This is a genomic window from Paraburkholderia sp. MM5477-R1 (genome assembly GCF_050436385.1).
GTDB lineage: Bacteria > Pseudomonadota > Gammaproteobacteria > Burkholderiales > Burkholderiaceae > Paraburkholderia > Paraburkholderia tuberum.
Genome location: NZ_JBNDMC010000004.1, coordinates 125,716 through 138,491, shown reverse-complemented (window position 1 = coordinate 138,491; position 12,776 = coordinate 125,716). Strand labels below are relative to the sequence as shown.

10 protein-coding genes are annotated in these 12,776 nt (G+C 62.5%); 5 read left to right on the top strand and 5 right to left on the bottom strand.

From position 1 onward, the window contains the following. Window positions 1–156 precede the first annotated feature (156 nt). The 5 genes from OKW35_RS11005 to OKW35_RS10985 form a co-directional block, all read right to left on the bottom strand. A complete protein-coding gene (locus OKW35_RS11005; RefSeq protein ID WP_429551961.1) occupies window positions 157–1,479 on the bottom strand; it encodes a branched-chain amino acid ABC transporter permease in 1,323 nt (440 codons plus the stop codon). An 11-nt stretch (window positions 1,480–1,490) separates the two neighbouring features. Next, the gene (locus OKW35_RS11000; protein ID WP_429551960.1) at window positions 1,491–2,438 is read right to left on the bottom strand and encodes a branched-chain amino acid ABC transporter permease; all 948 of its coding nucleotides are present in this window, start codon (window positions 2,436–2,438) and stop codon (window positions 1,491–1,493) included. Between the two features lie 45 nt (window positions 2,439–2,483). After that, on the bottom strand, window positions 2,484–3,734 hold the full coding sequence (locus OKW35_RS10995; RefSeq protein ID WP_429551959.1) for a branched-chain amino acid ABC transporter substrate-binding protein: 1,251 nt from the start codon (window positions 3,732–3,734) through the stop codon (window positions 2,484–2,486). Window positions 3,735–3,795: 61 nt separating this feature from the next. Next, a complete protein-coding gene (locus OKW35_RS10990; RefSeq protein ID WP_429551958.1) occupies window positions 3,796–4,569 on the bottom strand; it encodes an ABC transporter ATP-binding protein in 774 nt (257 codons plus the stop codon). A gap of 4 nt (window positions 4,570–4,573) precedes the next feature. Beyond that, window positions 4,574–5,398 (bottom strand): ABC transporter ATP-binding protein, encoded by an 825-nt coding sequence (locus tag OKW35_RS10985; RefSeq protein ID WP_429551957.1) that lies wholly within the window; start codon window positions 5,396–5,398, stop codon window positions 4,574–4,576. Window positions 5,399–5,739: 341 nt separating this feature from the next. Between OKW35_RS10985 and OKW35_RS10980 the strand changes: the two genes are divergently transcribed. The 5 genes from OKW35_RS10980 to OKW35_RS10960 all read left to right on the top strand — a co-directional run bounded on the left by OKW35_RS10980 (window position 5,740) and on the right by OKW35_RS10960 (window position 12,508). Continuing rightward, on the top strand, window positions 5,740–6,429 hold the full coding sequence (locus OKW35_RS10980) for a TetR/AcrR family transcriptional regulator (protein ID WP_429551956.1): 690 nt from the start codon (window positions 5,740–5,742) through the stop codon (window positions 6,427–6,429). A gap of 308 nt (window positions 6,430–6,737) precedes the next feature. Then, window positions 6,738–8,825 (top strand): 3-hydroxyacyl-CoA dehydrogenase NAD-binding domain-containing protein, encoded by a 2,088-nt coding sequence (locus OKW35_RS10975; RefSeq protein WP_429551955.1) that lies wholly within the window; start codon window positions 6,738–6,740, stop codon window positions 8,823–8,825. Window positions 8,826–8,874: 49 nt separating this feature from the next. Beyond that, complete coding sequence (locus OKW35_RS10970; protein WP_429551954.1) at window positions 8,875–9,336, top strand: MaoC family dehydratase; 462 nt, start codon at window positions 8,875–8,877, stop codon at window positions 9,334–9,336. Between the two features lie 76 nt (window positions 9,337–9,412). Next, window positions 9,413–10,549, top strand: coding sequence for a thiolase family protein (locus OKW35_RS10965; protein WP_429551953.1), 1,137 nt, complete (start codon window positions 9,413–9,415; stop codon window positions 10,547–10,549). An 81-nt stretch (window positions 10,550–10,630) separates the two neighbouring features. Further along, window positions 10,631–12,508, top strand: a complete 1,878-nt coding sequence (locus OKW35_RS10960; protein WP_429551952.1) for an AMP-binding protein — start codon at window positions 10,631–10,633, stop codon at window positions 12,506–12,508. Window positions 12,509–12,776: the final 268 nt, after the last annotated feature.

The following is a 12,776-nucleotide window of genomic DNA, read 5'->3' as shown; positions in this document are numbered from 1 at the left end:
CCGCATCGACGCGGTTCAGCCTGTATGATGCGGGCGCGCAAGCGCTGTTCGCTTATCCGCTCAGATAGGCGATTGGGACCGCTTGATCGCCCGCAATGACAGCGGCGCGTGCTTGTTGAGCCAGCAGGCGGCGAGCTCGCGCCTGCTGGCAAGTCGCTATGTACGCACGGCGCGCGATTTCAAGGTGATGGCCGCGAGCCCGGCGGCAAGGAACAGCGCCGAGACGATCCAGTGAAGCGGACGGTGCGGATCGAGCGCAAAACCGAAGCCCGATGCGAAAGGCAGACTGACCGGCGCACCCATGTTCTCCGTGAGCGAGCGGATCATCTCGACCGCGGCGACGAAGCCGGCGCAGGCGGCAATGCCTCCGAGCAGGTTCGGTGCCGCTTGCCTCGCGACCATGGCAACGCCTCCTTTTCGATAAGTCGCCGCCGTCCGGCGCCACAGGTCGGAAAGCGACCCCGTCAGTCCATGTCTCATCGAGATGATGACGGCAACGAAGAAGACGCCGAGATAGAGCGGCCATGCGTCGGTCAACGTGGACAGATGCGCCGACACGACCGTGATTAACACCGCGCCCACGACGGGGCCGAAGAACGCGGTATGTCCGCCGATATACGCGTGAAGCATGCCGGCCGTGCTTTGCGGGAGACCGAGCGTATCGAGTGTCACGACCTGGAAGCCGAGCGCGTAGAGCGCGCCCGCCATACCCGCGAAACCCGCCGACAGTGTGAGCGCAAGCCCTCTGATCATCGTCGGACTGAAGCCGACGAAATCCATCCGTTCCGGATTGTCGCGTGTCGCGTTCATCAGACGGCCAAGCGGCGTGCGCGTAAGGGCGTACATCGCGACCGCCGCGACCCACGTCCACGCGGCGACGAGGAAGTAGATGGCGAGCGGCGAGCCGAAGTCGATTCCCCAGCCGGCTGCATGCGAAGGGTCGAGCCGGATGCCTTCGTCGCCGCCCGACCATCCGGTCATGATGGTCGCCGCGGAGTAGGCCAGTTGCCCCACGGCAAGCGAGAGCATCGCAAAGATGATTTTGCCGCTGCGCACGGTGAAAAGGGCGACGACGGCACCGATGAGCATCGCACCGAGCCCGCCCACCAGAGGCAACAGCACGACCGGGACCGCATCGCCGAAATAGTTGAGGAAGTGCGCCGTGGCATAGGCGCCCGTGCCGAAGTACAGCGCATGACCGAACGACAGCAGCCCGGTCCCGCCGAGCAGCATGTTGTACGCAAGCGCGAACGTGACGGCGATGCCGATCTGTGTCAGAACGGAGATGCCAAGCGTCCCGGGAAAGATAAACGGCAAGACGATCGCGACGCCCAGCGCGGCACCCCAGCCCGTCATCTGCCGCCCCATCTTCGGCCGCGGCGGCAGATAGGCGTTCCAGCGTTCGGCGCTCGCGGGCGGCACGGGTTCTTGAGGCGTTTGAGCGGCAATCAGGCGGCGCTCGCCCTTCATCGTGGACATGTCGAGATCCATTAGTTGCGGTGTCCCATCAGGCCGCGCGGCCGTATGGCCAGCACGACGATGACGATGGCAAACGGCACGAGCGGCGCGAAGCGGCTGACTGACTGTGTCAGGACGTCGCTCGTCGCAATGCCCGCGAACGCATGCTGGAAAGGCAGCAAAAGGTCGGCCCACGATAGTTGCGTGGACACCGTCAGCGTCTGGAGCACGCCGATCAGAAGCGCGGACACGAACGCACCGGACAGCGAGCCGAGACCGCCCACGACGATCACGATCATGAGAATGGCGCCCAACTGGTCGGCCATGCCGGGCTCGGTGCCGATCATATTGCCGGAAAGCGCGCCGGCAAGACCGGCCAGTGCTGAACCGAGCGCGAAGATGTTGGTGCGCAGGCGTGGCAGGTTGTGTCCGAGGGCGTTGACCATGTCGGGATGAGACAGTGACGCGCGCACGGTCATACCGATGCGCGTACCCTTGAGCAAACCGTACAGCACCGCGAGCACAACCAGGGTCATGACGAGCGTGAAGGCGCGATACGCGGAATAGTCGATGCCATACAGCGAGAACAGCGGGAAGTCGAGCGAGCCCGGCACCGCATACGCGACGGGCTGCTTGCCCCACAGCAGTGTGACGGACTGGACGATCACGATTTCGAGTCCGAAAGTCAGCAACAAAGGTCCGAGCAGACCGAAGCGGATCACACGGCGCACGAGAAACCGTTCGACCAGCCCGCCCAGCAGCGCACAGCAAAGCGGCGCCGCGATGAGGCCGCACCAGTAGCCGAGACCGAGCAGTTGCGCGAAGGTGTAGGAGAAATAGGCGCCGAGCATGTAGAACGCGGGGTGCGCGAAATTGAGCATGCCGAGCATGCTGAAGACGAGCGTCAGCCCGGCTGCCATCAGAAAAAGCAGCATGCCGTAGCTGACGCCGTTAAAGAGGCCCAATGCGAGAGTTTGCATCGCTATCCGTCCATTGATTTGCTTGCGTCCACAACACCATCGAAATCACGCGCCCGCTGGACGCTTCATCTTGCAGTCGGTGGGCTCGGTTATCTCGGCGGCAGGGAACGTCTTCAGCAGCCTGAAGCCCCACGGCGTGCCTTCCTGCTTGAATTTCACGTCCGGGCTGACTACCGACAGATTCATCGGCAATTGCGCCTGATGATCGCTTGCGCGCATCGTCGCCTTGTAGTCGCCGATCGACACCGTGGTTTTCTCCATAGCCTTTGCAACCGCCAGTGGCTGCGTGGACTTCGCATCGCGAATCGCGTCCGTCAGGAACAGGTAGCCGCGATAGATCCGCACGCTTTCGAAATCGCCATAGCCGTCGGCGCGGGACTGCTCGACCAGCTTGTCGATGACCGGATTGTTCATGCTCATGATCGAGTCAGACGCCTGATACACCTTGCCGACGCCTTTCTCGCCGATCGCGGTGACCTGGCCGTGCTGCGATGCGTACACGGTGTACCAGCGCGCATTGAGACCGACATCGTTGCCGGCCCGGATCAGGCGGTTCAGATCGGTGCCGATGTTCGCGGTGAGAATCGCATCGGGATGGGTGGCCTTGATCTTGGCTACATACGGCGTGAAATCCTGTACCCGGTTCGGCGGATGCAACTCGCTGCCGACAATCTGGATGTCGGGCCGGTATTGCTTCAGAAGGCGGCGCGTGGCCACCTCCGCGTTCTGGCCCATCGAGTAATCCATGTTGATCAGATAGACGCGCTTGACCGACGGTTCGAGAGAGAGCACGGCGGCCTTCATTTTCATACCGATATGGCCATCGGTACGAAACTGCCAGAACGAACAGTACTTGCCGGTCATCTCTTCATCGAGACCGGACCAGTTGATCAAAATGATTTCCTTGCCGGGATTGCGCGCATTGTATTTTTCGATCGCGTCGAGCAGCGTCAGCGTGACGTTGGCGCCGATGCCCTGAATGACGAAGTGCACGTCGTTGCCGATCGCCTGGTCGAGGCAGGTCTTGCCATCCTTGGGGTTGAACTTGTCGTCGCACAATTCAAGGTCGACCTTCGAACCCAGGATGCCGCCCGCGTCGTTGTCGCGCTTGACCGCGTACTGCAGATTCTTCGACGAGGCCTCCATCGTCGACGACTGCGGGCCCGACAGTGGCTCGATGAGCATCATCTTGATCGGCGGCCCCGCCTGCGCGTCGACGGTCATGGCGACACACGCCGCTGCCAGCAGGCAGGTACGCAGCGAACGGAACATCGCGGGACTGATCTTCTCCAACATCTCTGGTTTCTCCTTTACGCAAACATCCGCTGTCGCCTTTCTTTTGATTCGGCGCGGGTGATCAGACTTCAAGCCATTCGGCGCGCACGGACGGACTGCTCTCGAACTCGCCGACGCTGCCGTCGAACACGATGCGGCCGTGCCCCATCACGTTGATCCGATCGCACAGGCCGAGCGCGATAGTCAGCTTCTGTTCGACGAGCAGCACGGCCACGCCGCGCCGTGCGACTTCTTTTAGCAATTGCGCCACCTGGTCGACCATCGACAGACTCAGGCCTTCGGTCGGCTCATCGACAAGCAGCAGACGCGGCTGCGTCATCAGCGCGCGGCAGATCGTCAGCATCTGCTGTTCGCCGCCGGATAGCACGCCACCGGCTACGTTCGCTCTGCGCTTGAGATTCGGGAACAACTCGAAGAACTCCTCTTCGTTCCATGGCGCGTGATCGCATGACGCGCATTGGGGGCGGCCGCGCTGCGGCAAACCGACCGAAAGGTTTTCGCGTACGGTGAGATCGGAGAAGATGGCCCGGTCCTCGGGCACATAGCCGATGCCGGCGCGCGAGACCTCATGGGTCTTCGCCGCGTCGAGCGCCTGACCGTTCATCCGGATCGCACCGGACGACGGCAACAGCTTCATGATCGCTTTCAGCAGCGTCGAACGGCCGACGCCGTTACGTCCCAGCAGGCCGACCGTCTCTCCCTGGTGTATACGCACGTTAGCGCCATGCAGAACGCGGCTTTGGCCATATCCAGCGACGACGTCGGTGGCGCTGAAGAGCAGCGGCCGGGCGGCGACGCCGGCCGCCGAAGCGTGAGTGGCGGTTTGTACGTTCATGTTTTCAGTGCGTCTGTTGCGCTTGCGCGCCGTTGGAGGCGGACGGCACCGGCGTCCCGAGATAGGCTTCCTGCACCGCCCGGCTCGCGCGCACTTGCGCCGGTGTATCGCAGGCGATGATCTCGCCATAGACGAGCACGGAGATCCGGTCAGCGAGTTCGAAGACCACATCCATGTCGTGTTCGATGATAATCATGGTGCGTTCGCTGTCGGCGGCGCGCAGCCGTTGCAGCAGTTCGATGACCCTGCGCGTTTCCTGCTTGTTCATGCCGGCGGTCGGCTCATCGAACAGCAGCACCTTCTGGCCACCCGCCAGCGCCAGCGATATTTCGAGCGCCCGCTGGTCGGCGTAGGAGAGGAGCGCGGCCGGCTCATTGCGCTTGTCGAGCAGGCCCACTTCATCGAGCACTTGGAGCGCGCGAATGTCGGCGGCGCCGCCGCGAGGCAGCCTGCGCCAAAAGGACGGCCCGTAGCCGACCGCTCGCAGCGCACCGATACGCGCGTTTTCGAAGGCGCTCATGCGGCCGAACAGATTCGCGGTCTGGAAGCTGCGGCCCAAGCCCAAGCGGCTGATCCGGTTGGCGCCATAGCGGGTGATGTCCGCGCCGTTCAGGTGTATCGTGCCGCTCGTGGCCAGATACCGGCCGCTGACCAGATGAAAGAGGGTGGACTTGCCGGCACCGTTCGGACCAATCAGCACGTGGCATTCGCCACGCGGGATCGACCAGTCGACGCCTCGAATGATCTCGGTTGGCCCGAACGCTTTTCTCACCCCGGCAAGCGAGAGGGCCGCCGGCGAGTGCGTTGTTCCTGTGTGCGTCTCTTCCATGTTTGATCCTGAGCCTTTTTCGCTAACCACAAAATCGTCAGGCGTTCCCGTCTCGTCCACGTGACCGGGCGCCGGTTGCAGGCGGTCTCCTCGGCGGCTGCCCATCGAATTTGCAATGTTACATTGTCAAGTTAGTACCGATGATAGGAGTCCGTCGGCCCTCTGGCAAACAGTTTTCAGTCGGGGGTTTCCCTTGGTCCCATTCGCGCAGCGACTGTTGCATAGTGCTACCAAGGTACTTTGGCGCGCCCCGGACTGGGGCCACCCGAACGACGGAGTAAAATACCGTCGTCAGCGCACTGGAACGAGCCGGTGCGTTCAAAATTTTCAGTGAAAAGATTATGTCTACACCTGTATCGAGCGACATCGAGCCGACGAAGAAGGTGTCGTGGCACCACGGCAACCTGCGCGAAGAGATGCTGCAACGAGGCCTCGCATTGCTGGAACTGCGCGGCGCCGCTGATCTGTCATTGCGTGAGGTGGCGCGCCTTGCCGGCGTCTCGCAGACCGCGCCCACGCATCATTTCGGCGATAAGGAGGGTCTCCTCGCCGCGATCGCGACCGAGGGGTTTCATCAACTGATGCGCGAACGCCTTGCGGCGCTGAAGGACGGCATGACCAAGGAGCGCCGTCTGCGCGTCATCATGCGCGTCTATGTCGAATTCGCATTGAAACACCCGGAGCTGTTTCACCTGATGTTCGGCCCGCGTATCTCGGACAAGCGCAAGCACCCGGAACTCATGGAAGTGAGCGCAGGTTCGTTTCAGTTCCTGAACAACACGATTGCGGAGTTCATGGCTGACCATACCGAGGGCGACCGTCCGCCGCGTTTCTCGGCCATTGCGGTATGGTCCGGCATGCACGGGCTGGCGACGCTTTTGTCCGACCGCGAGAGCGGCCTATGTCAGGTGCCTGACGCGATGATCGACGATGTCTGCACCGGTGTGATCAATCTGCTGCTAGGCGGTCTCAAATCGCCGCACATCGAAGCGGATGCGCCTGCGCGAAGCGGCGGCCGCGGCAAGAAGTAACCTGTCCCGACAGCGGGGACGCGGGCGCGTCCTCCGCCGACCGCCCGCGGCATCCGCGAGGCGGCGCTTTCTCTCCCTCCTGTTTCCAGTTCTCGCCGCCGTTCCTGTGCGTGCGCGCACGCATTGCTCGCCTCTCATTGCCTGAGTCAACAGTTCTGTTGACACTCAAACTTGACGCTGTCACAATGAATTTCAACGATGACCTGCGAACGCTGTTTGCCGGCATTCATTCAGACGGCCTGCGCGATCGGCTCTGTCCGTCAGCAGGGCGCTTCGAGAAGTCGCAATCAAAAGGAGACGAGATGGTCATGGAGTCCGCCTATGAGGTCACGGATGGCGTAGCCGTCGTGACTTTCGATAATCCGCCGGTCAACAGCCTGTCTGCCGCGCAACGCAAGAAGTTGCACGAACAGGTGCTCGATGCGGCGGCACGCGAACACGTCAAGGCGATTGTCGTCAGCGGGGGCGCATTGCCTTTTTGCGGCGGTGCAGAAATCCGCGAATTCAATACACCGGCGCAGAAGGCGTTACCGACGATGCCGGAGCTCATCGAAGCTTGCGACAAACTGGACAAACCGGTAATTGCCGCAATCAGCGGTTTCGCGTTCGGTGCGGGGCTTGAGCTTGCGATGGCGATGCACTATCGCATCGCGACGGTGGACGCGAAGCTCGGCCTGCCGGAGGTCAAGTTCGGCTTCCTTCCAGGTGCGGGCGGCACGCAGCGGCTCCCGCGGCTGATGCCGATGGAGCACGCCGCGCCGCTCATGCTGAGCGGCTCGCCGATCGGTGCGCCGGCAGCGCTCGAATACGGACTTGTCGACCAGCTTTCGCAGGGCGATCTGCTCGGTGACGCACTGGCCTTTGCCCGCAAGCTGATCGCCGACGGCGCGCCGCTGCGCAGAACCAGCGAACTCCGGGCGCGCTTGGACACCGCGCCCGCCGGTTACTTCGACACGCTGCGTGCCGATATCAAGAAGCGCTCGCCGGGCCACAAGGGCAAGCTATATATCGTCGACTGCTGCGAGGCGGCGATTGAAAAGAGCTTCGAGGAAGGGCGGCAGTTCGAACGCGAACGGTTTCTGGAACTGCTCGAAACCCCTGAATCCAAAGCGCTTCGCTACAATTTTTTCGCGGAGCGGCAGGCCGCGAAGATCGCGGGCGTGGCGCCTGATGTGAGACCGCGCGACATTGGCCGTGCGGCGGTCATCGGTGCGGGCACGATGGGCGCGGGAATCGCCGTCTGTTTTGCAAATGCCGGGATCCCGGTTGCGCTCGTTGATGCGACCCCCGAAGGTCTCGAGCGCGGCATGTCGATCATTCGCGAAATCTACGAAGGCAGCGTCGCCAAGGGCCGCATAAGCACCGAAGCCCGCGACCGCACGTTGCAACTCGTCACGCCCGTGCTCGATCTCGCGGCGGCAGTGAGCAAGGCGGACCTCGTCGTCGAAGCCGTGTTCGAGCGTCTCGACCTCAAGCAACAGATTTTCCGCGAACTGGACAGGGCGGCACCGCCGCATGCGATTCTCGCGACCAATACGTCGATGCTGGACATCGATGAAATCGCTGCCGTCACCAGCCGTCCGCAGGACGTCATCGGCATGCACTTCTTTTCACCGGCTCACGTCATGCGGCTGCTTGAAGTCGTGCGGTGCGCCAGGACGTCCGACGAAGTACTCGTGACACTGATGCAGGTGGCCCGCAAGCTGAACAAGACGGCTGTGCTGTCGCGCGTATGCGATGGTTTTATCGGTAATCGCATGCTGCAGCGCTATTTGCAACAGGCGTTGTTCCTGCTCGATGAAGGATGCAGTGTCGAGCAGATCGACTCGGCGATGGAGCAGTTCGGCATGGCAATGGGCCCGCTTGCGGTCGGCGATCTCAGCGGCCTCGATATCGGCTGGTCGATTCGCAAGCGCCGCTACGTCGAGCGGCCGGACATGGCGTATTCGCGCGTCGCCGACCGCATCTGTGAAGCAGGGCGCCTCGGGCAGAAGACGGGCAAGGGCTGGTACCGCTATGAACCGGGTAGCCGCAAGCGCTTTGCTGATCCGGAAGTCGACGCGATCCTCGATGCGTACCGCAAGGAAATCGGTGTTCCGAAGCGCGATATCGCCGCAGCTGAAATTGTCGACCGCCTGATGCTTGCCTTGATCAACGAAGGCGCGCTGATTCTGCACGAAGGCGTCGCTCAACGTGCTTCCGATATCGACGTCGTCTATGCAACGGGATACGGATTTCCCGTCACGCGTGGCGGCCCGATGCACTACGCCAACACGCTTGGCCTCGACACTGTCCTCGCACGGATGAAGCAGTACCAGCAGGGCTACCAGGGCAGTCAATGGCAACCGGGCGCGCTGCTGGTGCAGCTAGCTCAGCAAGGCGGACGGTTCGAATAGCAGTGCAGCCCGATGCATCGGAAGACCCGCATCCACAGGAAACGACTACATGACCCGGCGATATCTCGAAGACCTGAAGATTGGCGAGGCGTGGACAAGTGAAAAGGTGATCGTCGAGGCCGACGACATCATCGAGTTCGGTCGCAAGTTCGACCCGCAACCTTTCCATACGGACCCGGAAGCGGCCAAGGCCAGTCCGTTCGGCGGTCTGGTCGCAAGCGGCTGGCATCTTGCCGCGCTGGCGATGAAGCTGTGCGTGGGCGCGCGCCTCTTCGGCGAAACGCCGGTCATCGGCATGGGCGCGGACGAATTGCGCTGGCTTCAACCGGTGCGGCCCGGGGATACGGTCCATGTCGAGCGCGAACTGGTCGACGTAGAGTCCATTCCCGACAAGCCCAGGCGCGGCATCGCGAGGGCGCGTATCGATCTGAAGAATCAGCGCGGCGAACTCGTGATGCGGCTCTATGGGTTGAGCAGTATTCCACGCCGTCCGGCCGACGGCCCGCGCTGAAAACCCGCTTCGTTACAGGTTATCGCATCTGCGCCAGCGGGCCGGAGTCCGGCTGGCGTCAATTCAGGAGAAAGGCATGAACAACGTTGTCGTAGCCGGCTTTGCACGCTCACCATTTCATCTCTCTCGCAAGGGCGCGCTTGTCGGCATGCGTCCCGACGAACTCGCCGCGCAAGTGGTCGTCGGGCTGCTCAAGCGCGCGGATATCGACCCGTCGCTCATCGAGGATCTTGTTTTAGGCTGCTCGTATCCCGAAGCGGAGCAGGGCTATAACATCGCCCGTATCGTCAGCTTCCGCGCCGGCATCGGCGAACACGTTCCTGGCGCCACGATCAATCGCTTCTGCGGTTCGTCGATGTCGGCGATCCACTATGCGGCGGGTCAGATCGCCCTTGGCTTCGGCGATGCGTTTATCTGCGGCGGCATAGAGTCGATGACACGGGTTCCTCAAGGCGGCTTTAACAAGTCGTTCAATCCGGTGCTCGAGCGTGAGCATAAAGAGGTGTACACGTCGATGGGGATGACGGCGGAGAACGTCGCACAGCTCTATGAAGTGAGCCGCACGGCGCAGGAAGCGCTTGCGGTCGTCTCGCATGCGAAGGCGACCGCCGCGCGCGCGGAAGGCCGGCTCGCCGATGAAATCGTTCCGATCGAGACCCCGGATGGCCTTGTGTCCGAGGACGGCTGCATTCGTCCTGGCACGAATGCCGAGGCGCTTGCCCTGCTCAAGCCGGTATTCAAGGAAGACGGCAGCGTCACCGCGGGCACGTCCTCTCCGCTTACCGACGGGGCATCCGCTACATTGATCTGCACGGAAGCGTTCGCTCGGTCGCATGGGCTGGTTCCGCTGGCTCGGCTCAAGTCCGCCGCGGTCGCAGCGGTCAAGCCGGAGTTGATGGGCATCGGCCCGATTCCGGCTACGCGCAAGGCGCTGGCTCGCGCCGGCATCAAGGCGAGCGACCTCGACGTGATAGAAATCAACGAGGCGTTTGCCAGCCAGGCGGTCGCGTGTATCCGCGAACTCGAACTGGACGAAGCACGCGTCAATCTGGACGGCGGCGGACTGGCCATCGGTCATCCGCTGGGCGCGACGGGCGCGCGGCTCGTCGGCAAGGCGGCGTCGCTGCTGAAGCGTCAGGGCGGACGCTACGCGCTGGCGACACAGTGCATCGGCGGCGGCCAAGGCATCGCCACGGTGCTGGAAGCGCTCTAGGTTGACCGGTGCCATCAAGCAAAAAAGATTCGTGGCACGGTTCAAAAGAGGCGTGCCACCAGGAACATATCAGAGGAACATATGACGTCAACGGTTGTGGACATCATGGAACTGCCATTTCGCCAAGTTGGCTTTCGCAAGCCGACGGTCGATGTCGAGCGGCGCGAGGACGGGACGCTCATCCTGAGATCGGGCAATCCGCTGCCGCCGACGAAATCATGTACGACGGACTGGCTCGAACACTGGGCGGAGGTTCGGCCGACGAACCCGATGCTGGTGCGGCGAGGCAAGTCCGGCGAATGGATCTCGTGGAGCGTGAGCGAAGTGTGGGGCGCGGTACGCTCGATCGCCACGGCTTTGCAGCGGCACGGCGCGAGCACTTCGGCGCCGCTCGTCATCCTGTCGGAGAATTCGATCGCCCAGGCGCTGCTCACCTGGGGCGCGCTGTATGCGGGTGTTCCCGTCGCGCCAGTCTCGCCGGCTTACTCATTGCTCGGTGGCAACTATGCGCGATTGTGTAACGCGGTATCGCTCATCGAGCCCCATCTGGTTTTCGTAGAAGACGCACAACGATTCGCAGGCGCGATTGCCGCGCTCGGCGTTCCACCGGAGCGCGTGATCGCGGTCGACAATCTCGCGCCTGGCATGCTGCAATTCGATGTGCTTGCCAGGACGGCGATCGATCCGGACGTCGAACTTCGCCATCGCGAACTCGATCCCGATCTGCCGGCGAAATACATGTTCACGTCGGGCTCGACCGGATTACCCAAAGCCGTCGTCCAAAGCCGGCGCAATCTGAGCGCGGCGCAGGAAATGACCGCACGCGTTTTCGAAAAGGATCCCGATGATGCGCCGGTCTACCTGGAATGGTTGCCGTGGCATCACGTGATGGGCGGCAACATCGTGCTGAACCGGATTTCGCGGTACGGCGCAACGCTCTACATCGACGACGGTCGTCCGTTGCCCGGCCGCTTCGACGCGACGCTCAAGAATCTTGGCGAGGTCGCGCCTTCTCTTTACTTCAACGTTCCCGCCGGGCTGTCGATGCTGGTGGATGCGATGGAGCGCGACGAGAAGTTCGCCGCGCATTTCTTTTCGCGGCTTGCCTACGTCTATTACGGTGGCGCGGTTCTGTCGCGTGACGTCTATGACCGCTTTCAGGCAGTCGCTGTGCGCGCGACAGGGCACAGGATCGTCCTGACTTCCGTGTTCGGAGCGACGGAAAGCTCGGGGCCGGCGGTCACGCAATACTGGGCCGTGGACGATGTCGGCTGCATCGGTCTTCCGGTGTCGGATGTCGAATTGAAACTGATCGCGGATCCGAGTTTGCCGGGGCGCTACGAAATGCGCATCAAAGGGCCGAACATCATTCGGCAATACCTGAACGCGCCCGAACAGACGGCTGCGTCGTTCGACGACGAAGGCTTTTACATACTGGGTGATGCGGTGCGGTTTGTCGATCCTGAGCGGCCGGTCGCGGGCTTGCGCTTTGCAGGCCGGTTCGCGGAAGACTTCAAGCTTGCTAACGGCACGTGGGTGCGCACGGCTGCGTTGCGCACGCGGCTGATCGATGCCTGCAGTCCGCTCGTCAAGGAGGCTGTGATCGCACATGATGGTCAGGACACCATCGGCACGCTTGTCTGGCCCGATGCGGCCGCATGTGCGCAGGTATTGCCTGAGCTACGCGGTGTGGTTGCCAGCGATCTGCTCGCATATCCGGTTTTGCTCGCGAAACTCGAGCAGTGTCTTGCGGCGGTCAACGAGGGGCAAAAGGGCGCGTCGATGCGCGTCGAGCGCCTCATCATGCTGGCGGAGCCGCCGTCAATGCAACACTATGAACTGACGGACAAGGGCAGTATCAACCAGCGTGCGGTGCTCGAGCGGCGCAAGGATGACGTTGCCGTGTTGTTTGGTGAGCCTCGTGCGCCACATGTCGTGATTTCGAAGGCTTCGTCGTAACTTGACCTATGGTGCTGGAGCCGGGGAGTGCGCCGGCCGGCACGATGATCCTTCTTCGTTAAGGCCCCCGCGTTTCTGCCCGGAGCGCCGCCCCGACTCTTCTCAAAGCCAATGCCCGGATGCACGCAAACGTGCGCCGGGCATTAACCATGGCTACCGTCACCGAATCACTCGCATGAGCCACTCATCGCCGTGCCGCTCACGGACTTCTCAACGAGTGATGGGTACCGGCGGCCGCGCGAAGCAAGCCACCGGGGCTGTCGAAACG